27 protein-coding genes and 1 riboswitch are annotated in these 23,261 nt (G+C 65.8%); of the genes, 14 read left to right on the forward strand and 13 right to left on the reverse strand.

From position 1 onward, the window contains the following. Positions 1 to 26 precede the first annotated feature (26 nt). From eno to AC1RJ9_RS17835, 5 genes are all read left to right on the forward strand, one after another. Positions 27 to 1,352: a phosphopyruvate hydratase gene (gene eno, locus AC1RJ9_RS17815; RefSeq protein ID WP_492838335.1), complete on the forward strand. Its 1,326-nt coding sequence runs from the start codon at positions 27 to 29 to the stop codon at positions 1,350 to 1,352. A 72-nt stretch (positions 1,353 to 1,424) separates the two neighbouring features. Further along, entirely contained in the window at positions 1,425 to 1,988 is a 564-nt protein-coding gene (locus AC1RJ9_RS17820) for a histidine phosphatase family protein (protein WP_492838336.1), read from the forward strand. Positions 1,989 to 2,032: 44 nt separating this feature from the next. Further along, positions 2,033 to 2,111, forward strand: a riboswitch (Fluoride riboswitch). 41 nt (positions 2,112 to 2,152) lie between these two features. Beyond that, positions 2,153 to 4,009, forward strand: a complete 1,857-nt coding sequence (locus tag AC1RJ9_RS17825; RefSeq protein WP_492838337.1) for a DUF190 domain-containing protein — start codon at positions 2,153 to 2,155, stop codon at positions 4,007 to 4,009. Between the two features lie 9 nt (positions 4,010 to 4,018). Then, on the forward strand, positions 4,019 to 4,414 hold the full coding sequence (gene crcB, locus AC1RJ9_RS17830) for a fluoride efflux transporter CrcB (RefSeq protein ID WP_492838338.1): 396 nt from the start codon (positions 4,019 to 4,021) through the stop codon (positions 4,412 to 4,414). Between the two features lie 47 nt (positions 4,415 to 4,461). Next, complete coding sequence (locus AC1RJ9_RS17835; protein WP_492838339.1) at positions 4,462 to 6,276, forward strand: alkaline phosphatase family protein; 1,815 nt, start codon at positions 4,462 to 4,464, stop codon at positions 6,274 to 6,276. 13 nt (positions 6,277 to 6,289) lie between these two features. Here the strand turns inward: AC1RJ9_RS17835 and AC1RJ9_RS17840 are convergent, their stop codons facing one another. The 9 genes from AC1RJ9_RS17840 to AC1RJ9_RS17880 form a co-directional block, all read right to left on the reverse strand. After that, complete coding sequence (locus AC1RJ9_RS17840) at positions 6,290 to 7,255, reverse strand: purple acid phosphatase family protein (protein WP_492838340.1); 966 nt, start codon at positions 7,253 to 7,255, stop codon at positions 6,290 to 6,292. A 64-nt stretch (positions 7,256 to 7,319) separates the two neighbouring features. After that, on the reverse strand, positions 7,320 to 8,570 hold the full coding sequence (locus tag AC1RJ9_RS17845) for an MFS transporter (RefSeq protein WP_492838342.1): 1,251 nt from the start codon (positions 8,568 to 8,570) through the stop codon (positions 7,320 to 7,322). Positions 8,571 to 8,577: 7 nt separating this feature from the next. After that, positions 8,578 to 9,375: an endonuclease/exonuclease/phosphatase family protein gene (locus AC1RJ9_RS17850; protein WP_492838343.1), complete on the reverse strand. Its 798-nt coding sequence runs from the start codon at positions 9,373 to 9,375 to the stop codon at positions 8,578 to 8,580. Between the two features lie 39 nt (positions 9,376 to 9,414). Further along, on the reverse strand, positions 9,415 to 9,711 hold the full coding sequence (locus tag AC1RJ9_RS17855) for a Chromate resistance protein ChrB (protein ID WP_492838411.1): 297 nt from the start codon (positions 9,709 to 9,711) through the stop codon (positions 9,415 to 9,417). 450 nt (positions 9,712 to 10,161) lie between these two features. Next, entirely contained in the window at positions 10,162 to 11,451 is a 1,290-nt protein-coding gene (locus AC1RJ9_RS17860; protein ID WP_492838344.1) for an arsenic transporter, read from the reverse strand. A gap of 99 nt (positions 11,452 to 11,550) precedes the next feature. Next, a complete protein-coding gene (locus tag AC1RJ9_RS17865; protein ID WP_492838345.1) occupies positions 11,551 to 12,591 on the reverse strand; it encodes a substrate-binding domain-containing protein in 1,041 nt (346 codons plus the stop codon). A gap of 26 nt (positions 12,592 to 12,617) precedes the next feature. Next, positions 12,618 to 13,034, reverse strand: coding sequence for an arsenate reductase (glutaredoxin) (arsC, locus tag AC1RJ9_RS17870; RefSeq protein ID WP_492838346.1), 417 nt, complete (start codon positions 13,032 to 13,034; stop codon positions 12,618 to 12,620). Positions 13,035 to 13,064: 30 nt separating this feature from the next. Beyond that, positions 13,065 to 13,601, reverse strand: coding sequence for an arsenate reductase ArsC (locus tag AC1RJ9_RS17875; protein WP_492838348.1), 537 nt, complete (start codon positions 13,599 to 13,601; stop codon positions 13,065 to 13,067). Next, positions 13,598 to 13,969, reverse strand: coding sequence for an ArsR/SmtB family transcription factor (locus tag AC1RJ9_RS17880; RefSeq protein ID WP_492838349.1), 372 nt, complete (start codon positions 13,967 to 13,969; stop codon positions 13,598 to 13,600). Before AC1RJ9_RS17880 ends, AC1RJ9_RS17875 begins: the two co-directional genes overlap by 4 nt. 461 nt (positions 13,970 to 14,430) lie before the next feature. Between AC1RJ9_RS17880 and AC1RJ9_RS17885 the strand changes: the two genes are divergently transcribed. After that, positions 14,431 to 15,498: an ArsO family NAD(P)H-dependent flavin-containing monooxygenase gene (locus AC1RJ9_RS17885; protein WP_492838350.1), complete on the forward strand. Its 1,068-nt coding sequence runs from the start codon at positions 14,431 to 14,433 to the stop codon at positions 15,496 to 15,498. A 54-nt stretch (positions 15,499 to 15,552) separates the two neighbouring features. On the opposite strand, the gene arsH is transcribed toward AC1RJ9_RS17885, so the two are convergent. Both arsH and AC1RJ9_RS17895 read right to left on the reverse strand, forming a co-directional pair. Further along, positions 15,553 to 16,293 (reverse strand): arsenical resistance protein ArsH, encoded by a 741-nt coding sequence (arsH, locus tag AC1RJ9_RS17890; RefSeq protein WP_492838351.1) that lies wholly within the window; start codon positions 16,291 to 16,293, stop codon positions 15,553 to 15,555. Between the two features lie 53 nt (positions 16,294 to 16,346). Further along, entirely contained in the window at positions 16,347 to 16,673 is a 327-nt protein-coding gene (locus tag AC1RJ9_RS17895; RefSeq protein WP_492838352.1) for an ArsR/SmtB family transcription factor, read from the reverse strand. A gap of 57 nt (positions 16,674 to 16,730) precedes the next feature. Here AC1RJ9_RS17895 and AC1RJ9_RS17900 point away from each other — a divergent pair, with 57 nt between their 5' ends. Further along, the gene (locus tag AC1RJ9_RS17900) at positions 16,731 to 17,231 is read left to right on the forward strand and encodes an arsinothricin resistance N-acetyltransferase ArsN1 family A (protein WP_492838353.1); all 501 of its coding nucleotides are present in this window, start codon (positions 16,731 to 16,733) and stop codon (positions 17,229 to 17,231) included. A 159-nt stretch (positions 17,232 to 17,390) separates the two neighbouring features. Here the strand turns inward: AC1RJ9_RS17900 and AC1RJ9_RS17905 are convergent, their stop codons facing one another. Both AC1RJ9_RS17905 and AC1RJ9_RS17910 read right to left on the reverse strand, forming a co-directional pair. Then, complete coding sequence (locus AC1RJ9_RS17905; RefSeq protein WP_492838354.1) at positions 17,391 to 17,624, reverse strand: hypothetical protein; 234 nt, start codon at positions 17,622 to 17,624, stop codon at positions 17,391 to 17,393. Positions 17,625 to 17,672: 48 nt separating this feature from the next. Next, positions 17,673 to 18,422: a hypothetical protein gene (locus AC1RJ9_RS17910; RefSeq protein ID WP_492838355.1), complete on the reverse strand. Its 750-nt coding sequence runs from the start codon at positions 18,420 to 18,422 to the stop codon at positions 17,673 to 17,675. A 71-nt stretch (positions 18,423 to 18,493) separates the two neighbouring features. Between AC1RJ9_RS17910 and AC1RJ9_RS17915 the strand changes: the two genes are divergently transcribed. From AC1RJ9_RS17915 to AC1RJ9_RS17945, 7 genes are all read left to right on the forward strand, one after another. Continuing rightward, on the forward strand, positions 18,494 to 18,793 hold the full coding sequence (locus tag AC1RJ9_RS17915) for an ArsR/SmtB family transcription factor (protein WP_492838356.1): 300 nt from the start codon (positions 18,494 to 18,496) through the stop codon (positions 18,791 to 18,793). Then, positions 18,790 to 19,854, forward strand: coding sequence for a permease (locus tag AC1RJ9_RS17920; RefSeq protein WP_492838358.1), 1,065 nt, complete (start codon positions 18,790 to 18,792; stop codon positions 19,852 to 19,854). The genes AC1RJ9_RS17915 and AC1RJ9_RS17920 overlap by 4 nt, the downstream gene beginning before the upstream one ends. A 13-nt stretch (positions 19,855 to 19,867) precedes the next feature. Then, the gene (locus AC1RJ9_RS17925; RefSeq protein ID WP_492838360.1) at positions 19,868 to 20,104 is read left to right on the forward strand and encodes a thioredoxin family protein; all 237 of its coding nucleotides are present in this window, start codon (positions 19,868 to 19,870) and stop codon (positions 20,102 to 20,104) included. 44 nt (positions 20,105 to 20,148) lie between these two features. Next, positions 20,149 to 20,949, forward strand: a complete 801-nt coding sequence (locus tag AC1RJ9_RS17930) for a VOC family protein (protein ID WP_492838362.1) — start codon at positions 20,149 to 20,151, stop codon at positions 20,947 to 20,949. A gap of 70 nt (positions 20,950 to 21,019) precedes the next feature. Continuing rightward, on the forward strand, positions 21,020 to 21,424 hold the full coding sequence (locus AC1RJ9_RS17935) for an OsmC family protein (RefSeq protein WP_492838363.1): 405 nt from the start codon (positions 21,020 to 21,022) through the stop codon (positions 21,422 to 21,424). A gap of 55 nt (positions 21,425 to 21,479) precedes the next feature. Continuing rightward, entirely contained in the window at positions 21,480 to 21,923 is a 444-nt protein-coding gene (locus tag AC1RJ9_RS17940; RefSeq protein WP_492838364.1) for an arsenate reductase/protein-tyrosine-phosphatase family protein, read from the forward strand. A gap of 108 nt (positions 21,924 to 22,031) precedes the next feature. Beyond that, positions 22,032 to 23,219: a thiolase family protein gene (locus tag AC1RJ9_RS17945; RefSeq protein ID WP_492838365.1), complete on the forward strand. Its 1,188-nt coding sequence runs from the start codon at positions 22,032 to 22,034 to the stop codon at positions 23,217 to 23,219. Positions 23,220 to 23,261 lie beyond the last annotated feature (42 nt).

Below are 23,261 nucleotides of genomic sequence, written 5' to 3' on the forward strand. Positions count from 1 at the left end.
ACTCAAATCTTGAAAGCCAGGTCATCATGTCTAATGCCGGCGCCAACCCTGCGGGCCTCGTCGCCCTCACCGCCCGCGAAATTCTCGACTCCCGGGGATGGCCCACTATCAAGGTGACGGCGGTGTTGGCGAGCGGCGTCGCCGCCAGCGCCTCCGTGCCGTCGGGGGCCTCCACGGGCCGGTTCGAGGCCCACGAACTGCGCGATGGCGACCCTAGCCGCTATTCCGGCAAGGGTGTCCTCAAGGCCTGCGCCAATGTCGAGCAGGTGTTGGCCCCGGCGTTGTTGGGCCTGGACGCCACCCAGCAGGCCCGCATCGACGGGCTGATGTGCGAGCTCGACGGTACGCAGAACAAATCCAAACTCGGCGCCAACGCCATTCTAGGGGTTTCGATGGCGGTGGCGCGGGCCAGCGCCCGCAACGCCGGCCTGCCGCTCTATCGCTATCTGGGCGGGCCAACGGCGCGCCGCCTGCCTGTCCCGATGATGAATGTGATCAATGGCGGCAAGCATGCGGACAACGACCTGGCGATGCAGGAATTCATGATCGTGCCGCACGGGGCGCCGACCTATGCCGAAGCCTTGCGGTACGGGGCCGAGACCTATCACGCCCTCAAGACGCTCTTGGCCGAGGCCGGCCTTTCGACCGGAGTCGGCGATGAAGGCGGCTTCGCCCCCAATTTACAGACCGATCGCCATGCGCTGGAGTTCATCGTTAGGGCCATCGAAAAGGCGGGCTATGAGCCGGGTCGCCAGATCGCCATCGCCCTGGACCCCGCAGCCAGTTCCTTTTTCGAGAATGGCGGCTACGCCCTTCCGACCCTGGGCAAGTCCAGGCTCGCCGCCGACGAATTGCTGGCCATCTATCAGGACTGGATCAAGGCGTTCCCGATCGTCTCGATCGAAGACGGGTTCGCCGATGATGACTGGCCAGCCTTCGCCAAGCAAACCGAGGCCATGGGCAAGACGGTGCAGATCGTCGGCGATGACCTCTACGTCACTAACACCCGTTTCATCGCGCGGGGCGTCGCCGAGCGTTCCACCACGGCGGCCCTGATCAAGCCTAACCAGATCGGCACCGTCACCGAGACGGTCGCGGCGATCGAGCTGTGTCGCCGCGCGGGCCTCGCCTACAAGTTCTCGCATCGCTCGGGCGAAACCACCGACAGCTTCGTGGCCGATTTCGCCGTGGCCATGGGCGGCGGCCAGCTCAAGTCCGGGGCGCCGTGCCGCGGAGAGCGCCTGGCCAAGTACCAACGCTTGCTCGAGATCGAGGCGGAGCTGGGTGACAGCGCCCAGTTCGTCTCGCCGTTCGCCGTCTCGTCCGCCGCCACGGCGACGCCCTTGTCATGAGCCGGACGCCGATGGGTCCCGTTCAGGGCGCACGGCGCCTGATCCTGGCGCGTCACGGTCAAAGCGCGTTCAATGCCCAGAACCGCTTCACCGGCTGGCGCGATTGCGCGCTGCCCCCCCCAAGGTGAAGCCGAGGCTGGCGGACTGGCGCGGCAGCTTCAGGCGGCGAATCTCGACGTCCATTACGTGTTCAGCTCGACGCTCCAGCGCACTGTTCGGTCCGCGAAAATCATCGTCGCCGACCTTGGCGGCGGCGCGGATCTTCGTTCGGTCGAGGCGTTGAATGAGCGTGACTATGGAGAGCTCACCGGACTGGACAAGGCCCAGGCCGTGGCGCGATGGGGCGCCGATCAGGTCCGTGAGTGGCGGCGATCCTACGCCTTGGCCCCACCGGGCGGCGAGAGCCTGCGTGACACCGTCGCCCGCGTCGTACCCTACTATCTGCGCGAGATCCTGCCGGTGGTGTTGGGCGGCGCCAACGTCCTGGTCGTCGCCCACGGCAATAGCCTGCGCGCCCTCGTCAGCGCCTTGGAGGGCCTGACGCCGCTGCAGGTGGAAGCGCTGGAGATCGCGATTGGAGAGCTTCGTGCGTATGAAGTCGCCATCGATGCGCGCGTTCAGCCTCTGCCCCTCTGATCGGACCTTCGCAGCTTGACACTCCCGCGCTCGCCTCCCTAGAAGCCAAACTCGGCGATGGATTTCCGCCTGGCGTCATGCCGAACCGCTCCTCGGGAAGGAGCCGATGATTCCTACTTTAACGCGGCTTGCCGCGAGAAAGAGGAATTGTGTCTGAAGCGTCCTTGTTCGCCCGTCTTGATGTCTCAGGCCTCAAGGGCTTTTTCCGCCTACGGACGTCTCATCTGATCGCCACCGCCAGGTGGGCGGTGATCCTGACGCCGGTCGCCGCCGCCATCGGATCCCTGTGCGCGCTCTTCCTCTGGGCGCTGGACGAAGCCACCCGCGCCCGTTTCGCCCATCCGTGGCTGTTGTTTGGCCTGCCGCTCGCGGGGCTGGCGGTCGGTCTTGTCTATCATTGGAAGGGCAAGTCGGCCGAGGGCGGCAACAACCTGATCGTCGAACAGATCCATGAACCCGGCGGCGGGGTGCCACTGCGCATGGCCCCGTTGATCCTGGTCTCGACCGTGGTCACCCATCTCTTCGGCGGTTCAGCGGGTCGCGAGGGTACGGCGGTGCAGCTGGGCGGCAGCCTGGCCAGCGCCTTTGGCAAGGTATTCCGCCTGGACGCGGCCGACACGCGGATTTTGCTGATGGCTGGGATCGCCGCCGGCTTTGGCGCGGTGTTCGGCACCCCGGTGGCCGGCGCGGTGTTCGCCCTGGAAGTCCTGACGATCGGCCAGGTCCGCTATGAAGCCTTGATCCCTTGCCTGGTCGCCGGCCTGATCGGCGACTGGACCTGCCACGCCTGGGGCATCGAGCACACCGCCTACGCCATCCACTACCATGCCGCCCCCGGCGCCTTCAGGCTGGACCCGCTGCTGCTGGCCAAGGTCGCCCTGGCCGGCGTCACCTTCGGCCTGGTCGGCTTGCTGTTCTCCGAAACCCAGCATCGGCTAAGCGCGCTGTTCAAGCGTCTGGTCCCCTATGGGCCGCTGCGGCCGCTAGTGGGCGGCGTCATCGTCATCGCCCTGGTCTTCGCGCTCGGCACCCGGGAATATCTTGGCCTGGGCGTCTGGTCGCCCAACCCGGGCGACGCCACCATTCCCGGCTTCTTCAGCCCCGACCGCGTCGATCACTGGAGCTGGTTGCTGAAGATCGGCTTCACGGTCATCACCCTGAGCGCCGGCTTCAAGGGCGGCGAGGTCACGCCGCTGTTCTTCATCGGCGCGGCCCTGGGCAACGCCCTGTCATGGGTTCTGGGCGCGCCGACCGATCTCTTCGCCGCCCTGGGCTTTGTCGCCGTGTTCGCGGGCGCCGCCAATACGCCGCTGGCCTGCACGATCATGGGCGTCGAGCTGTTTGGAGGCGAACATACCGCCTACATCGCGGTGGCTTGTTTCATGGCCTATCTGTGCAGCGGCCATTCCGGAATCTACCTGTCCCAGCGCCTTGGCGTGGCCAAGACCGACCGCGACCAGATCCCGCCCGACATCGCTTTGCGTCAGGCCCGGGAGCTAGGCGGCGGCGAGCCGCTGGTGCGCCTGGCCGGCCGCTCCCCCCAGATCCTTCCGCTCGATCCCAACGCCTCATCCCTCAACACGAAAGCATCCCCCATGAGCTTCGCCCACGCCGTCACCACCCAGGAGGTCGGGATGGTCCGCATCTACATGAAGCCCCGCGAAAACGCCCGCGAGGCCAAGCTGAAGACCTTCTTCAACGCCAAGCCCCTCTATCGCCAGTTAGTGGAGCAGGCCAAGGCGGCGGGCATCATGAACGCCGTGGCCCACCACACCCACTATGGCTACAGCAATCACGGTCGCATCCAGGACGAGGGCGCCGAGATCAGCAATCCGGACCTGACCATGTGCGTCGAGTTGATCGGCGCGCGCGAACAGCTGGAGGCTTTCTGCCGCGAGCACGGCGCGCTGCTGCAAAACAAGGTGATCATCTACAAGCATCTTGAGCACTGGCGGCTGGATGCCGGCGCGGTCGAGGCCAGCGAGATCACCCCGACTGTCGCCACCAAGCCCGTAGCCTAGGCGCGGGCGATGTTGCGCGAGGCCTATCTGGCCCTGGTTGTCTTCCTTGGCGCCGGCCTAGGCGGCGTGCTGCGGCATGGCGTCAATCGCCTCTGCCCGCTGCTGATCGCCACGCCGTTCCCGGCCTCGACCCTGGTCGTCAATGTCACGGGATCCCTGGTCATGGGCCTTTTGACCGGCTGGTTCGCCTTTCGCGGCGAGCAGACGGGACAGGACCTGCGCCTTTTCCTGACCACCGGGATTTTGGGCGGCTTCACCACCTTCTCGACCTTCTCGCTGGACACGGCCGTGCTCTGGGAGCGTGGCCAGATACTGCACGCCGCCGGCTACGCTCTGGCCTCGGTCGGCGTCAGCCTGGCGGCCGTGTTCCTGGGCCTGGCCCTCGCGCGGATGCTTCTGAGCTGACGAGTCCGCCCCCTTTTCGCGTGGTCATCCACGCTCGGAGACCTGCCTTGCGCCTTCGCCATCTGTTGATCGCCGGCTTCTGCCTGCTCGCCACCGCTGTTCACGCCCAGCCCCGCGCCCGCAACCTGATTATCTTCGTGGCCGACGGCCTGCGCTCGCAGATCGTCACGCCGCAGACCGCGCCCAACCTGGCGGCCCTGCGCGCCGAAGGCGTGGACTTTCGCAACAGCCATTCGCTGTTTCCGACCATTACCACGCCCAACGCCTCGACTATCGCCACCGGCCACCTGATCGGCGACACCGGCAATTTCGGCAATGCGCCCTATGTCGGTTTCGCCACGCTCAGCGCGGGCGGCGCTACGACACCGTTCCTAGAGAATGACAGCGTGCTGGGCGACGTGGCCGGGCACTTCGGCGGCAACTACCTGAATGAAACCACGGTCCTGACCGCCGCCCAGGCCGCCGGCTTCCAGACCGCCGCGATCGGCAAGCTGGGTCCCACGGCGATCCAGGCCCTGACGGCCCGCGACGGACAGACCTCGATCGTCATCGACGATGAGACCGGCCGCCCGGCGGGGCTACCGCTATCGGCCTCGACGATCGCGGCGATCACGGGGGCGGGCCTGGAGGCCAAGGCCCCCGGCCGCGGCGACAATGGCCGGTCGGGCGACGCCCATACCCCCGGTACGCTCAGCGCCAATCTCGTCCAGCAGGCCTGGTTCTCGGCGGTGGCCGCCCGCGCCATCCTGCCGCGTTTCAAGGCCGATGGCCGGTCGTTCGTCATGGTCTATTGGTCGCGCGACCCGGACGGCACTCAGCACAATCAAGGCGACAGCCTGAGCAAGCTGACCCCGGGCATCAATGGTCCGACCACCATGGCGGCCATCCGCAACGTCGATGACAACCTAGCGACCCTGCGGGCGGCGCTCAAGGCGCTGAATCTCGACGCCGACACCGACATCCTGGTCACCGCCGACCACGGCTTTTCGACGGTCGACAAACAAAGCGACACCAGCCCCGCCGCGCGCCTCGCCTATACCGACGTCCCGGCTGGCCAGTTGCCGCCCGGCTTCCTGGCCATCGATCTGGCTAGAGCGCTGGGCCAGCCCCTGTTCGACGCCGACGGCTCCAAGGCCCCGGTCTCACCGGGTAACGGCCAACACCCCAAGGCGGGCAGCGGCCTGATTGGACCAGACCCGGAGCGGCCCAAGGTGGTGGTCGCGGCCAATGGCGGAGCCAACCTGATCTATCTGCCACAGGGCCTGGATCGCCGTCTGGCGCGCAAGATCGTCCGCGCGCTTCAAGGCCAGGACTACACCAGCGCCCTGTTCGTCGATGATCGGCTTGGCGCGATCCCCGGCACGCTGCCGCTCAGCGCGGTCGGCCTGCAAGGTTCGGCCCTGACGCCGCGTCCGGCGATCGTCGTGGGCTTCCGAAGCCGCACCACCGGCTGCGCCCTGCCCGAAACCTGCGCCGCCGAGGTGGCCGACACCAACCTCCAGCAGGGCCAAGGCATCCATGGGACCTTCAGCCGGGCCGACACCCACAATTTCATGGCCGCGATCGGCCCGGACTTCAAAGCCGGCTTCGTCGATCCGGCCCCGACCAGCAACGCCGATGTCGGTATGACGGCGGCCTATCTGCTGGGCTTGAACATCGCGCCCAAGGGCGACTTGCGCGGCCGGGTGCTGGGCGAGGCGTTCCGGGGCGGTGAGGTTCCCGCCATCACCCAGGCCGAGCACCGCGCCCGCCCGGGCCGCAAGGACTTCGCGCCGATCCTGCGAACGCAAAGCGCCGGAGGCGAGACCTATTTCGACGTCGCCGGGGTGGTCGGCCGCACGGTGGGCCTGCCCGCCAAATAGCGGGCGGCCGCCCTCAAGCGGCCACGGCCCGGGCGGCGGCCGAACGTGGAACGACAGCGCGATGCGCCGCGGCGCCAAGATAGTCGCGGAACTCGACGACTAGGCTGTCGGCGCTCAGGTCGTAGGTCGTGAACCCCGAGCGGGACAGGCAGAACTTGGTGCCAGCCACGGCCTTCACCGGCCGCGTCTCCGAGCCCGCGCCGGTGCAGATGTAGGTCACCCCGTCCACCTCGATCTGCTGCAGATCGTGATCATGACCATTGATGTAGGCCTGCACGCCATGACGCTGGAGGATCGGCTTGAGCTGGGCGACCAACTCGTCGGTGTCGCCATGATCGCCGCCGGAAAACACGGCGTGGTGGCCAAAGACCAGTTTCCAGGGGGCGGTCGAGCGGGCCAGTTCGGCGTCGAGCCAGACCAGTTGCGCGGCGGTGTCTTGGCTGACGACATTGTCGCGCAGCCGGGATGGGAGCGCCCGGTACTTCTCGACGAACGGCGAGGTGTCGAGGATGAAGAGATCGGCGTCTGCGAACCCATGATCGGCGCCGGAGACCTTGTAGTAGCGCGAAGGCATACGCCACCGGGGGCTGGTCAGGGCGTAGTCGAGCTGGGCCTGGGGCACGCCGCGATAATCGTGATTGCCCAGGGTCACATACCAGGGCGTCTGCAACGAAGGGGCGGTATAGACGTCCTCGAACGAGGACTTCCACTGCGGATCGTCCGCAGACTTAACCCCCGTTTCATAGAAGTTGTCCCCCACCGAGACCACGAAGCGCGCGCCAAGGGTCGCGGCCGCTACGCCCATCTGCTGGGCGACCTCGCGCTGGTGGGCGGCGCCGTCTCGGCCCCAATCGCCGACCGCAAGGAACCGCAGGCCCGGCTGCGCGGCCAAGGCCTGGCTCGCTGGCCAGACGGCGGCCAAGGCCGCCCCGGTCAGGCCGCCAAGGATTTCCCGGCGGTTAAAGTTGAGCGGATCCATATGAAACTCCCTAGGTCGATGGCCCTCGCCGGTCCGCCTGACAAACCGCTGACACCCGGTCTGATCACCGGGCTCTGAGAAGGGCCACCACGCCGACGGCCATGAACGTCGCGGCCAAACTAAAGCTGAAGGTCGGCGAAATCGCCGTCCACAGGACCCCGACCGCGGCGCTGGAGACGAACTTGGCCGCGCCATTGACGGTGCCTAGGGCGCCGTAGCTGGTGGTCAGGGTTTCGGGCGCGACCATGTCGGCGGTCACCGTGCTCTCCAGGGCTTCTTGCACGGCGACATAGAGACCGGCGACGAAGAAGATCAGCACCAGGAAGCCAAGGTGGTCCAGCTTCAGCGCGAAGGCCAAGGCAGCCAGGACGGCGGTCAGCACGCCCAGGACGTAGCCGGCGACCAGCACTGGCCGCGAGCCGAACCGATCGGCCAGGACGCCGACCGGATAGGACAGCGCTACCTGCACGACATTGCGCCAGACATAGAGCAGGCCGGCGACCTGGGCGGCGTGGATCACCCCCATGCTGGGAGCCAGCAGTTGGGTCGCCGCCAAGATCAGCAGACTGTGGGAGAAATCCCCAATGCCGAAGATCCCGACCGCGCCCAGATAGCGCTTGAAGCGGGTCGGCAGGCCCCGGAGTGTCGAGAAGAACTTCAGCGCCGGGTTGGGCGAGATCTCCGGATCGCGGACAAAGATCAGAAACGCGGCCACGGCCAGAAGACCGGGGATCAGGGTCAGCCAGAAGACGAAGCGGAACGGCCCTGGTCCGTCCACGCCCGGCAAGGCCTGCGCCCAGCCCAACAAGGCCACGCCGAGCAAGGGTCCGAGGACCGCCCCGACGGAATCCATGCCCCTGTGAAAGCCGAAGGCTCGGCCGCGCGTCTGGGGGATGATGGCCTGGATGACGATGGCGTCGCGCAACGGTCCGCGCAACCCCTTGCCGAACCATGAGACGATGCGACCCAGCAGGATGAGCGGCCAACCCATGGCCAAGGCGATCATCGCCTGGCCGATGGGGGTCAGGCCATAGCCGAGCATGACCAGGGCCTTGCGATGCCCGAATTTGTCGGCGAAGTAGCCCGCGATCATCTTGGTGAAGCTGGCGACGGCGTCGGCGATCCCCTCGATGATCCCCAGGGCCGCGGCGGGCACGCCCAGCACCGCCAGAAACCCCGGCAGGATCACCGTCGTAGTCTCGTAGCAGAAGTCGCCCAGGGCGCTGGTCAGACCCGCGCCGAGCACAGTGCGGTTCAGCCAGCCCAGCGGAGCTGGGGTCGGCGTGGCCGGCGCGATGTCGTCAACGTCGGACATGAAGGCCTCAAGATCGCTGTGGGTACGGGGGCGGCGTCGGCCCACGGCGTTCGAGTGACCTCGTAGCGCGTGGCGCTCGTCGCCATGGCGGCGGTGGCCAGCACGTAGTCGCAGCGCATGACGGGAAACTCTGCCCCGGCGAAGGTCGCAGTCGGCACCGTGAGGGAACGGTCGCCCAACGCGTGGCCGATATATCGAGCCAACCCGCCGCCACTAGGCCCGTCATGACGCTGGTGTCAGCGCAGCCCAGATCGTCCGCTAGGTATCGGGCGCGATGATGAGCGGGTAGAGCGTCGAAGCCCACCGGCGGCGGGTCATGCGGCGAGGCGGAATTGAAGTCGCCGGTCAGCGGAACCAGGGTGTCGGGCGCGGCTTGGACGGCGAGATAGGCCGCCTCGCGCCGCCGCACGGCTGGGCCATTGGGGCAAAGGTGGGCGCTGCTGAGCAGGGTTAGGGGCCGCCCACCAGACAGCGCCACCTTCAAACACGCGAGGACATGATGGAAGTTGACGCCGTCGGCCTCGAAGCTGATCGGCGCGAGCGACTCGCGAATGAAGATCGCCACGTTCTGACCCGTCCGCGGGGCCAAGGCCAGAAAGCCGCGCATGCCAATCCGCGCCTCCAGATCATGCAAGGGCGCTCCGCCGTCCGCCCCCAAGCCCTTAGCTTCCTGCATCAGCAGGACATCCGGCGCGACTTGATTGATCAGCTCGATCTGGGCTCGGGCGCGGCGATCATCGCCCTCGTCGCGTCCGGCGAACAGGGTGTTGTAGGTCAGGGCGCGCAGGGTGACGGGATTGCTCATCGGTTTTCGTCCTGGGCGTCGAACACCCGCTTGGCGTAGTCATCGAGCAGCGCTCGCATCCCCTGAGACGTTCCTGAGCCTCGGCGCCACGAGACGGGCATAGAAGTCGAGCTTACGAATCTTTTCCAGCCAACCCCGCAGCTTCCTCAGGTCGACGTCGTTCTCCTCGAGCTCGGCATAGGTAAAGTGCTCGGCCGCTGCCTCCTTGGCGATCTCGGCTTCGAAGTCGGCGCACTTGTCGATGAACTCGACATAGGCCTCGTCGCGATCGGCTTTGAAGCGTCCGACTACCTTGTCCTCCTGGTTTCGGTCGAGCGCCACGGTCTCCAGGATGATCGCCTCGCCCTAGGTGTTTAGTCCCGGACTTTGATGGATCGGATTGAGCCGACGCAGGTGGTCATCTGTTTTGGGCAGCAGGCAAACCCCGCTCTGGAGATGGACCGCGCCCATCCCTTTGATCTTGCGCCAGAGCGCCGCGCGCCCTTTGGGCGGGTCGGCCGGAACTTTGTAGTTAAGTAGGAGCCAGGACGATGTGGTCGTGACCGCCAGCAATATGTAACGACGGTTACAAATCAAGCGATCAGCCATGAGGTTGAACAAGAAACAAGACAGTACAAGGAGCCGACCGAGAACCGAATGCGCCGCGTGTGCCGTCCCCACCGTAGCCCTCGGGTCGCCACTTAAGAGCGGCCGGCGTCTGCAAGGTGCCCGCGGACGCCGGATCCAAAGGTCTCCCAGAATGACGCGCGTCCATGATCGGGATGCTGGCGAGATCAAATTACTCGTTCATCCCGAAACGGTCAGCCTGATCGCCAACGCCGCCAACGTGATCAGCAGGATCGGTGTGGTCAGCACGATCCCGACCTTGAAATAGTAGCCCCAGGAGATCTTGATCCCCTTGGTGCTCAGGACGTGCAGCCACAGCAGCGTCGCCAGCGAACCGATCGGGGTGATCTTGGGACCCAGGTCGCTGCCGATGACATTGGCGTAGATCATCGCTTCCTTGACTGCGCCCGTCGCGCCGCTGGCGTCGATCGACAAGGCGCCGACCAGGACGGTGGGCATGTTGTTCATCACCGAAGACAGCAGGGCGGTCAGGACGCCGGTTCCAAACGCCGCCCCCCACACGCCGCCCTTGGCGAAGTGGTTGAGCAGTCCGGCGATCTGGTCGGTCAGGCCCGCGTTCCGCAGACCATAGACCACCAGGTACATGCCCAGCGAGAAGACCACGACTTGCCACGGCGCGCCCTTCAGCACCTTGCGGGTGCTGATGATGTGTCCGCGTCCGGCGATGACCAGCAGGACCAGGGCGCCGACGGCGGCGGTGGCGCTGACAGGAACGCCAAGCGGCTCCAGGGCGAAAAAGCCGATGAGCAACAGGGCCAGGACCACCCAGCCGGCCTTGAAGGTCGCCGCGTCCTTGATCGCCTCGCGCGGCGGCTTTAGTTGGCCGACGTCGTAGGCCTTGGGGATGTCGCGACGGAAGTAGAGCATCAAGGCCGCGAGCGTGGCGGCGATGGCGGCGATGTCGACCGGGATCATCACTAGGGCGTAGCGGCTGAAGCCGATCTTGAAAAAGTCAGCCGAGACGATGTTGACGAGGTTAGAAACCACCAGCGGCAGACTGGCCATGTCGGCGATGAATCCCGCCGCCATCACGAAGGCCAGGGTCGCCTTGTCCTTGAAGCCCAGGGCCATCAGCATGGCGATGACGATCGGGGTCAGGATCAAGGCCGCGCCGTCGTTGGCGAACAGCGACGAGACCGCCGCGCCCAGCAGCACGATCGAGGCGAAAAGCAGCCGCCCCTTGCCGCCGCCCCAGCGGGCCACATGAAGGGCGGCCCACTCGAAGAAACCGGCCTCGTCCAGCAGCAGGCTGATGATGATCACCGCGATGAAGGCGCCGGTCGCGTTCCAGACGATGTGCCAGACCGTGATGATGTCGCTGGGATGGACCACGCCCGTCAGCAAGGCCAGGACCGCGCCGAGCGTCGCGCTCCAGCCGATGCTGAGCCCCTTGGGCTGCCAGATGACCAGGGTGATGGTGAGCAGGAAGATCAGCAGGGCGAGGATCACGGGCGGCGCTCTATCCTGAGAAACAACAAGGACGGCGGGCAAGATCTCCCCTGCCCGCCGCGTCCAATTAAGGTCAAGCGGCGCGCCGCCCTCCCATCTTTAGTTCTTTGGCGAGACCATCGCAGGCAGGTTGCTCGCCGCCGCCTTGGCCGCCTGGTGTTGTGCCGGCGGCAACAGGATCAGGCCACGGCTCTGAAGATAGCCACCACGGCCGGTCGCCGAGTCAGAAACATACTCTTTGATGAAGTCCTTCAAGCCCGGCGTCACGCCGACGTTGGCCTTCTTGACGTAGATGTAGAGCGATCGCGACACGGGGTAGCTGCCGTTCGAGATCGTCTGCGCCGTCGGCTTCACGCCGTTGACGCTGGCGGCCTTGATGCGATTGGCATTTTCTTCAAGGAACGAATAGCCGAACACGCCCAAGGCGCCGGGGGTCTTTTCGATGGTGCCGACGATGGCGTTGTCGTTCTCGCCCGCATCGATCCAAGCGCCGTCGGTGCGCATCGGATCAACCTTGGCTTTGAAGGCTTTCTCGTCGCTGTCGTTCAAGGTCTTGGCTGTTGGGAATTTCTTGGCTCCGGCCTCGATCGCCAGCTCGACCCAGGCGTCGCGCGTGCCCGAGGTGGGCGGCGGGCCGTAGACCACGATGCGGTTGCTGGGGAGATTCGCGCCGACCTCTTTCCAATTCTTGTAGGGGTTGGCGACGAACTGACCGTCCTTCAGGGCGTTCTTCGCCCCCCCCAGATAGAGGTGCTCGAGCTTGAAATCATAGTTCGGGGCGGACTTGTCCATGGCGATGACGATGCCGTCGAAGCCGATCTTGATTTCGACGATGTCCTTGACGCCCTTGGCCTTGCAGGCCTCGAACTCGGACTTCTTCATGGGGCGCGAGGCGTTGGCCACGTCAGGGAAGCCCTCGCCATTGCCGCCGCAGAACATCTTGAAACCACCGCCGGTGCCCAGGCTCTCGACCTTGGGCGACTTCTTGCCGGTCTTCTTGGAGAAGTTTTCGGCCACGCGGGTGGTGAACGGGAAGACGGTGGAGGAGCCGGCCGCCCAGACATAGTCGCGGGCGGCATGTGCGGCCGAGGCGCAGGTCATCAGGGCGGTCGCCGCGGCGACGCCTAGGAGCTTTTTCATCTGTGTGTTCCTGATCGTTCGGGAGATTAGGTCAGGGAAACGACTTCACCGTCTTCCTTGGTGAAGCTGGCCGGCTTGCGACCGAGCAGATCGAGTACGACCTCGGACGGCCGGCAGAGTTTGACGCCCTTGGGCGTGACCACGAGCGGTCGGTTGACGAGAATGGGATGGGCGATCATGGCGTCGAGGATCTGATCCTCGGTGGCGCTGTCGGCCAGGAGGCCTAGTTCGGCGGCCGGCGTGCCCTTTTCGCGCATCAATTGGCGGAAGGTCAGCCCAGCTTCGCCGGCCAGTTCGCGCAGCTGATCATGGCTCCAGCCGGCCTTGAGATATTCGACGACCGTGGGCGTGTAGCCGGCCGCCTCGACCATGGCCACCACGTTGCGCGAGGTCCCGCAGGCGGGGTTGTGGAAGATCACGATCGGAAAGTCGGCGTCGGACATCAGGTCACCAAGCAACAGGATCAGGAGGGGTTAGGCGGCGGACTCGTCGGGCGCCTTGGACTTGCCGATCTCGTCCAGCCGGCGCTGCAGCGACAGCTTGTCGATCGAAGCCAGCGGCAAGGCGCAGAACAGGGTGATGCGGCTGTTGAGCTGGCGATAGGCTTCAGCGAAGGCCAGGGCGATCTCGGCTTCCGTGCCCTCGGTCGAGCCCGGGTTGGGGATGCCCCAATGGGCGGTCATCGGCTGGCCCGGCCAGATCGGGCAGACCTCGCCGGCGGCGTTGTCACAGACGGTGAACACGAAGTCGAGCTCGGGGGCGGCGGGATTGTTCAGGACCGCGAACTCGTCCCAGGCCTTGGAGCGAAGGTGGTCGGTCTTGTAGTTCAGGTGCTGCAGGAGGCTGATGGCGCGCGGATCGAGCACACCGCTGGGCATGGATCCGGCGGAACAGGCCTTGAAGCGGCCGGCGCCGACCCGGTTCATGATCGACTCCGCCATTACCGAGCGGGCGGAGTTGTGGGTGCAGAGGAACAGAACGTTGAAGGGGCGTTTTTGGCCGTCGCTCATGCTGTCTCCAATTGGGTAAGGCAGGTTCCGTCACAGGCGGCTGCCTTGGCGATGATGTCATTCAAGGGCGCGCAGATCTGCGGATTACCGCCGCAGCAATCCTCCATCAGGAACCCCAGCAGCCCGCTCATCGCCCCGTAATTGGCCGAATAGATGATCGAGCGCCCATCGCGACGCGAGACGATCAGGTCCGCGTGGCTGAGGATGTTCAGGCTGGACGACAGGGTATTGGGCAAGATGCCGGTGGCCCGGGCGATATCGCCAGCGGCCATGCCGGAACTGCCCACCTGGACCAGCATCCGAAAAATGCCAAGACGGCCTTCGTGGGCCAGGGCGCCCAGGGCGCTTGCGGCGGCTTTCGATTCCATATTTCGACATTGTTGGAAATATGCGACAGAAGTAAGACAGGACGAGCCGGCGCGCAACTGGGCTCACTCACCTTTTGTGGTGTGGAGGACCCGATGACACAGCATCGGCATAGCGTTTTTGTCGGCTTTGGATTTGCCCTGGCCCACGTCGCGACCATGATCGTCCTGCTGGCGAAGAAACCAGCCACTTGCAGAGTACGCCGACGCCATCGTGATCTTCGTCTGCGGCCCAGCGATCGTCTTGGGTATCGGTATGATCTTGGTGGCCAGGATTGCCTCGGCGCTCTGCCATCAAGACGATGGATGACAGACGGCGCGAGGTTCTTTCTGTCATTAGCTTGATCGTCATGCTGGCGGGGCGACGCGCTCGTGGGACATCGTCCCCCCATCAGGAGCTGTGATACCGATGTTCAGACCCGACGGACTTGGCGACGGCGCAGCCTTCGGCCCAAGCAGCCTGTATGACTGAGGCCGCGCCCAACACCCGCGACGTGATTGTGATCGGCGGCGGCCAGGCCGGGCTCGCCACGGGTTACTTCCTACGACGCACCGGCTTGAGTTTCGCGATCCTCGACGGGGAGGTCGGCCCCGGCGGCGCCTGGCGTCATGGTTGGGAGTCGCTTCGGCTGTTCTCGCCCGCGCAATGGAGTTCCTTGCCCGGCTGGCCCATGCCGCCTGCCGCCAACGACGGCTACCCAAACCGCGAAGAGATCTTGGCCTATCTGGCCGCCTATGAGGCGCGTTACGACCTGCCGGTCATCCGCCCCGCCGAGGTCGACCTCGTTCACGCCCAAGACGACGCGCTGGTCGTCGAAACCTGCCCCGCCACCTGGCGGGCCCGGGCCGTGGTCAGCACCACCGGAACCTGGCGCGCGCCTCATTGGCCCGCCTATCCGGACCAGTCTCTATTTCTGGGCGTTCAGATCCACTCGGCCCAGTATCAACAGCCCGACGCCTTCGCCGGGAAGCGGGTTCTGGTGGTCGGCGGCGGCAACAGCGGGGCTCAGATCCTCGCTGAGGTTTCGCAGGTCGCCGAGGCCACGTGGGTGACGCCGCAGCCGCCAGTCTTCCTTCCCGACGACGTGGACGGTCGCGTGCTCTTCGAGCGCGCCACGGCGCGGTGGCAAGCCGGCCAAGGGCTTGGCGAAGGCGCGCCTCCCCCCGGCGGCTTGGGCGATATCGTCATGGTCGAGCCGGTGAAGGCCGCCCGCGCGCGCGGCGTGCTGCAAGCGGTCCGCCCGTTCGAGCGCTTCACGCCCACGGGCGTCGTCTGGCCCGATGGGCGCGAGACCGAGATCGATGCGGTGATCTGGTGCACTGGCTTTCGGCCAGCGCTGGAGCATCTGGCCAGCCTCGGCGTCATCGAGACTTCAGGACGGGTGGCGGTCGTGGGCACGCGCGCGGTCAAGGAGCCACGCTTGTGGCTGGTGGGCTATGGCGAGTGGACGGGATTCGCCTCGGCGACGCTGACCGGCGTGATGCGCTCGGCGCGAGACACCGTGCGTCAGATCTTCGAGACGCTCGCCTAGAACCTCGCCGGGCCAGCGCGCCTGGCGATCGATCGTCGAGATGCTCCGCCGTGCTTACACCGGTTGGGGGGCGCGCTCATGGGACATCGCCGCCTCGCCCAGCGCCACATGCTCGGGGATGCGGCCCGCCGCCTTGCGCTCGCTGTAGCGGTCAACGAGGTAGTCGACCCTGTCCCGAGTCAGAAGCGTGAACTTGAACAGTTCCTCCATCACATCGACCACGCGGTCATAGTAGGCCGACGGCTTCATGCGGTCGTGCTCGTCAAATTCCTTATAGGCCATAGCCACCGACGACTGGTTGGGGATGGTGATCATCCGCATCCAGCGACCCAGCAAGCGCAGGGTGTTGACCGCGTTGAACGACTGCGAGCCGCCCGAGACCTGCATCACCGCCAGGGTTCGCCCTTGGGTCGGGCGCACGCTGCCGATCTCCAGGGGGATCCAGTCGATCTGCGACTTCATGATGCCGGTGATCGCCCCGTGGCGCTCGGGGCTGCACCAGACCTGCCCCTCCGACCACTCCGACAGCGCGCGAAGCTCCTGGACCTTGGGATGCTCGGGGCCCGTGGCGTCCGGCAGCGGCAGACCGGCGGGGTCGAAGACGCGGGTCTCAGCGCCCATGCGATCAAGAATGCGCTTAGCCTCGAAGGTCAGCAGCCGGCTGAAGGAGCGCTCGCGCAGCGAGCCGTAGAGCAACAGGATGCGCGGCGGGTGGGTCGAGACCTTGGGAGGCTCCAGCTTTCGTAGGGTCGGACGGTCGGCGTAGTCGAGGTTCAGAGCAGGCAGATCGGACAAGGCGGCTCCTAACAAATCCCTAGAGAGGTCGTGATGTCGCCGGAGAAAGACGGTCAGGCGGCGCTCGCGGGAGCGCATCCGAGTTCCAGGCCCACGCAACAGCTCTCTGTCAGATAGGCGGCTAGCGCGTTGACCCGTTCATAGTTGGCGGTGCAGATCACCTCGCGACCGCGCCGCGCCTGGCCGACCAGGCTGGCGCGCGACAGGGCCGTCAGGTGATGCGACAGGGTCGAGGCCGGCATCTCCATCAGCCGCACTAGGTCGGTGACATTGGCGCCCGCCTCCCCGGCCCGCACCAGCAGGCGAAAGAGGCGCAGGCGCACTGGGCTTCCCAGGGCGGCCAGGCCGGCCGCAGCGTCGGTTTCGATCAGCGTTGACACAACATAACTATATTTCTAGTGATGTCGGAATGTCAACCGGCGTCAGGAGATAGCGTCGTGAACACCCTGACCGCAAGGCCCGCAACGCCGCAGGATGCGCCGGCGATGACCGAAATCTACAACGAAGGGATCGCCGACCGGATCGCGACCTTCGAGACCCATCCCCGCGCGGTCGAGGACGTAGTGGCTTGGTTCGCGACTGATCGACCGATTGTCGTGGTTGTTGATCAAGCGGGGCAAATCGCCGGCTATGCGGCGACCTTCTCCTACGCCGATCGCTGCTGCTATGCCGGCATCGCCGAGTTCGCGGTCTATGTGCGCCGATCGCATCGCGGCCAGGGCGTGGGAACCGTCGCGATGAAAGCGTTGATCGCCGCGTGCGAGAAGACAGGATACTGGAAGTTGCTCTCGCGGGTCTTCGTCGAAAACAAGGCCAGCCTCACCCTCCTCGAGGGCGTCGGTTTCCGCCAGGTCGGCGTGCATGAAAAGCATGGCAAGCTGGACGGGGCTTGGCGCGACGTGGTCGCCGTCGAGTGCCTGATCGAGGCCAATCTCTAGAGTCCATCGCGGCGCCGGCGGCGCCAACCCCGGCCACGAAGGCGTCAGGAACCCCACGGGCGCCGGCCATTTTGTCGAGCAGTTCGCCGCCGCCGCCGCGGCGGGTGTTAGCTCGCCAGTTGTCGTCATTGGAAAATTGTCGGGACAAAAACCCTTGGGTTAGCCCGCATACTCCTGCGGCATCGCGATCGCCCCCAGAAAGCCCCCTCCTCTTGGGAAACCAACCGAGATCGATCCCGGCGTTACCACCCGGAACGAGGAGCCGCGCTCATAGGCGGCGCCGACTATGCTGCATGCCATTCGGTCCCTGATGCTCCCGGTCGGATTATAGAGCTCGGCCTTGGCGTAGACCGTTGAGATTTGACCGCGCCAGCGCAGGTCGATCGCCAGCACCGGATGTCGGGCGATCCGTCATTCGATGGTAAAGAGTCCTGTCCGCGTTCAACGCCGCTGGATCCAAAGCTTCGCGCCGTCTTCCAGAACGACCGCCCGCAGATGGCCGGCCGCATCGGTCGCCGGAAAGACGATGTGCCCATGAAAACGCCGCGCAGTGGGCATGGCGTGACGGCCGCCGTCGATCGTGGTGTAGAGCCCGATGACGACGATGGGCGCGGCGTTCGTGGTGAACTGCGTCTGCGTAGGAAGCGTATCCAGACTCCAGGTCGCCGACTTGGCCCGCCCTTCGATGCGGAAGGCCAATCGCGCGCCGTCGATGCAGCCAGCCGCAACGACGGCCTCGTCCAGGCGCTTGCCCAATTCATCGAGCGAGGAGACGCCCAGGAGTTTCGTAGGTCGCGACCAGGCAACGGGCGTAACGACCTGCAGCATGAAGGCGCCCTCGCCGTCCGCCGCCGAATGACGGGTCTGCACGCCGCCAGCCCCGTCAGGCCTGACCAGATAGAGCCGGCCATCGGCGATGGTGATCTCGTCGCGCCGCCCGCCAGCGGCGCCGTAGCCGACGCTACGACGGTCGAGTGGCGTCTCCGAGAACAGGACTTTGGGCGAGAAATCACCTGTCGCGTCCTTCATGGGACTGTTTGCGCCAGCCACCGGCGCGAAGCACGTGACGGGCGCGGCGGTGGCGGGGCTGGCCAGTCCCAGACCGCCCACGACCGCCAGACCGGCAGCCAAGCGCGCGCCATATGATTGAGATTTTGAAAGCAGTCGGCGCGCGGCGGTGTTGGGCGGCATTCGAATCTCCCCAGGGTGAGCCGAATTAATATGCGCTTGTGCGCATATACGCAAAGAAATAGGAAAGGAGCATGCTTCAGACCATCCAGCTCCTAAACGCCCTGGCCGAACCCACCCGGCTCGCCGCTGTGCGGCTACTCTGGGACGGCGCGGAACACTGTCTTTGCGAGCTCGTCGCTGAACTCGGGGCCACACAATCGCGTATGTCTCGCCACATGAGCGTCCTCAAGCAGGTTGGACTGGTGGTGGACCGGCGAGACGCCCAATGGGTCCGCTACCGCCGCAATCCGAACCTTTCGCCAGCCACCACCGCCGTAGTGGACGCCGCTCTCCGGAGCATTCCGGAACTCGAAATGCAGAGCGCCGCATGAACACCGATACGTCCTTGATCCTGCGCAAGCCGCGCCGGGATCGCTCCAAGGTGGTCTGGATTGCGGTGACGGCGCTCGCCGTGGCGGCCTGGTTCGTGGTCTATGGCCAGCTCAAGCCTTTCTCGCAGTGGGCGGTCGCCCACCTGCCCCTGATGCCAGGGAGCCATGCGGCCGAGGCGATTGAATTCTTCATCTACGACACGCCCAAGGTGCTGATGCTGCTGACCCTGGTCGTCTTCGGCATGGGGGTGGTGCGCAGCTTTTTCTCGCCCGAACGCACCCGCGCCATCCTCGCTGGCCGGCGTGAAGGGCTGGGCAATATCGCAGCGGCCTCGCTAGGTATCGTCACGCCTTTCTGCTCCTGCTCCGCCGTGCCGATCTTCGTGGGCTTCGTGTCCGCCGGCGTGCCTCTCGGGGTCACATTCTCCTTCCTGATCGCCGCCCCGATGGTCAATGAAGTGGCGCTTGGCCTGCTGTTCGCCCTGGTCGGCTGGAAGGTCGCCTTAACCTACCTGGGCTTTGGCCTCGCGGTCGCGATCGTCGCCGGCTGGGTGATCGGACGCCTGCATCTGGAGGGCTGGCTCGAGCCCTGGGTGCGCGAGGTCCGATCGGCCGAGGCTGATCTATCGGACGATCGCTTAACCGTGGTCGACCGCCTGAAGGCGGGGCTTACCGCGATGGGCGAGATCGTCGGCAAGGTCTGGCTCTGGATCATCGCCGGCATCGCGGCCGGCGCCTTTATCCACGGCTATGTGCCGGCCGAGCTCCTGGCCCAGATCATGGGCCGCGATTCCTGGTGGTCCGTGCCCGCGGCCGTGCTGCTGGGCATTCCCATGTATTCCAACGCCGCCGGCATCATCCCGGTGATCGAGGCCCTGCTCGGCAAGGGTGCGGCCCTGGGCACGGTCCTGGCCTTCATGATGTCGGTGATCGCCCTGTCGCTCCCGGAGATGATCATCCTGCGCAAGGTCCTCAGCGTGAAGTTGATCGCCGTCTTTGTCGGCGTCGTGGCCTGCGGGATCCTTGGGGTCGGCTACCTGTTCAATTTTCTCTTCACCTGAGAAGGCGTGAGCGATGAAAACCGTGAAAGTTCTGGGTCCCGGCTGCAAGCGCTGCGAGGCCACCGAGGAGATGGTCCGCAAGGAGGCCGCCAAGCAGGGGCTTGAAGTCGCGATCGAGAAGGTCAGCGACTACGCCGCCATCGCCGGATTTGGCATCATGTCGACGCCCGGCATCGTCATCGATGGCAAGGTCGTCCATGCCGGTGGCCTGCCCAAGCCGGAGGACCTCGCCAAGTGGCTGGCCGCCTGAGGTAATCCGCGCGCTGGTTTGTTCGAAGCTTCTAGAGGGCGATCATGCAGAAAATTCGCTTCCTGTGTGTCGCCAATTCGGCGCGCAGCCAGATGGCCGAGGGGCTCGCGCGCAGCATTCTGGGCGACCGCGCCAGCGTGATGAGCGCGGGGTCTGAGCCCTCAAGCCTGAACCCCTATGCGGTCGAGGCGATGGCGGAGATCGGCATCGACATCTCGGGACATCGCTCCAAGTCCGTAGAGGACATCGATGCGGCCGTGGTCGATCTTGTCGTGACGCTCTGCGCCGACGAGGTCTGCCCGGTCCTGTTGGGGCGGGTGCGGCGGCTGCACTGGCCGGTCGCCGACCCGACGTCCAACGATCCCTCACTAACGCCGGACGACCTGCGGACCCGCTTCGGCGCCGCGCGCGATCAGATCAAGGCGCGGATCGAGGTTCTGGCGGGGCTGTTCGATGTGCCGCAAGGCCCGGTCGCCCAGGAGTTTCACTGCAGCATTCGGGTCGGCGACCTGGCCGCCAGCGCGCGGTTCTATGCCTGGCTGCTCGATATCTGGCCCAAGGACTGGACCCACCGCTACGTGACCTTCGTCCGCTCGGACCTGAAGCTCAACTTCGTGCTGGTGGTCTCCGACGGCGAGCCACTGCACCACGACACCCTCTATCATCTGGGCGTCGAAGTCGCCGACAAGGCCGCGGTCATCGACGCCCACAGCCGCGCCAAGGTGCTGGGCGCCCAGGTCGAGAAGCCGCCGCGGACCACATGGAAGGGCACGCCGCTGCATGCGGCTGTGGCTCACCGATCCCGATGGCAACCTCATCGAGATCTATGCGCGTCCGACGGATGACGAGATGTCGCGGAAGCCCGCCGATGAGCAGCCGGTCTTTCTCGTTCCCGAGACAGCCTGAGGATCGAAGATGCTGGAATACCGCGTCAACGCCACCCGCCAGGATCGTCATGGCAGTCTCGCCAGGTGCAAGGATGCCGAGGTCGTCCTCGACACCGACGTCAACGGTCGGCCCGATGCGTTCAATCCGGCTGAGCTGTTTCTCGCCGCCATCGCCGCCTGCATGATCAAGGGCATCGAACGCGTCACGCCGATGTTGAAGTTCGAGCTTCGCGGGGTCGAGGTCTATCTGCACGGGGTGCGCCAGGACGAGCCGCCGATGATGGTCTCGGTCGACTACGAGCTGATCATCGATAGCGACGAGGACGATCAGCGTCTCGAGCTTCTGCACAAGAACGTCCGCAAGTATGGGACGATCTCCAATACCGTGGCGCAGGCGACCAGGCTTGAGGGCGCCATCAAGCGCAAGGCCTGACTGCCGCCATCGCCGCCTCGAACGCAATCGAATCCACTCAAGGAGTGAGCCAGCCATGTCCGAAACCGACACGCCCCAACGCGTGCTCTTTTTGAGCGATGGCGGCCCAGAACTGGCGTCGATGGCCGCGAGCCTTCTGGACGCCCGCCACCCCCGGCGCTTCGAGGTCTACAGCACCGGAATGGAAGCCGATCCGATCTCGCCCAAGGCGATCGGCGTGATGGGGGACATCGGCCTTGATATCTCCGGCCGCCCGCTCACCGCGCTGGGCGACTTCAACAGCATCCGCTTTGACCACGTCGTCACCCTGTGCGAACAGGTGGACAATTCCTGCCTCGATTTCCCAAGGGATCAGGACGTCACCCACTGGCAAATCGCCGACCCGTCACGCGTTCACGGGACCGACGAGCAAGTGCTGGAAGCCTATCGGCAAGCCCGCGAGGCGTTGGCGGTCCGCATTGAGGTCTGGTCGGCCCAGTTGGCGCAAGGCGTCCCATGATCGGCGATGGATCATCAGGCGGGCGGTGAGAGGCGCGCGCTTGATCTGCGTCAACATCGGGTCGCGGCAAGGCCGATAGGCTGCCCAGCGGCAACCAAGCGGTGAACCATGTCAAAGCGTGACGTCGTCCTCTGCCATCCCGTCCGGACCGCGATCGGCGCCTATGGCGGAGCCCTGAAATCCACCCCGGCGGTCGCTCTTGGCGCGGCCGTGATCAGCGAAACCCTGAGACGCTCCAAGCTCGATCCGACAGGCCTGAACGCCGTTGTCATGGGCAATGTCGTGCAGGCCGGCAACAAGATGAATCCCGCCCGCCAGGCCGCGATCCATGGCGGCGTGCCCGTCGAGGTTCCGGCGATGACCGTGAACCGGGTCTGCGGCTCGGGCGCCCAGGCCATCGCCTCGCTGGCCCAGGAAATCTGGCTGGGCTTGGCCGAGGCCGGGATCGCCGGGGGCATGGAGAATATGGACGCCGCCCCCTACCTGATGACGAACGGTCGCTGGGGTTACCGGATGGGCGATGCGCAGATCTACGATTCCATGCTGCGCGATGGTCTCAACGACGCCTTCTCCGACCAGCATTCCGGATGGCACACCGAGGACCTCGTCGCCCGACACCAGATCAGCCGCGAGGATCAGGACCGTTGGGCGGCGCGCTCGCAGCAAGCCTTTTCGGCGGCGCAGGCGGCGGGCAGGTTCGACGCCGAGATCGCGGTGGTCGAGGTCAAGGGACGCAAGGGTCCCGAGCCGTTCGGCCGCGACGAACACAATCGCCCGGATACGACGCTTGAGAGCCTCGCCAAGCTCAAGCCCGCCTTCCGCAAGGACGGCACGATCACCGCGGGCAACGCCCCGGGCCTGAACAGCGGCGCCGCGGCGATGATTGTCGCCGAGCGCGGCTTCGCGGAGGCCCACGGGCTCGCGCCGATGGCCCGGCTCGTCGCCTATGGCGTCGGCGCGGTCGAGCCCGGCCTGTTCGGGATCGGTCCGGTCCCCGCCGTGCGCCAGGCGCTGGAGCGCGCGGGCTGGGGGATCGGCGACATCGAACGGATCGAAATCAACGAGGCCTTCGCCGCCATCGTGCTGGCGGTCACCCGCGAACTTGGCCTGCCAGAGGACATCGTCAACGTGGAGGGCGGGGCTATCGCCCATGGCCATCCCATCGGCGCCACCGGCGCGATCCTGACCACGCGGCTGCTGCATTCGATGAAACGCGACGGCCTGCGGCGCGGCGTCGTTACCCTGTGCATCGGCGGGGGTCAGGGCATAGCCTTGGCGGTTGAAGTCTCGTCGTGACTCCGATCGCCGAGGCGCAGACCCTTGCGGCGGAGGCCAAGC

It is taken from the genome of Caulobacter sp. GW822-FHT07D08 (assembly GCF_058798735.1).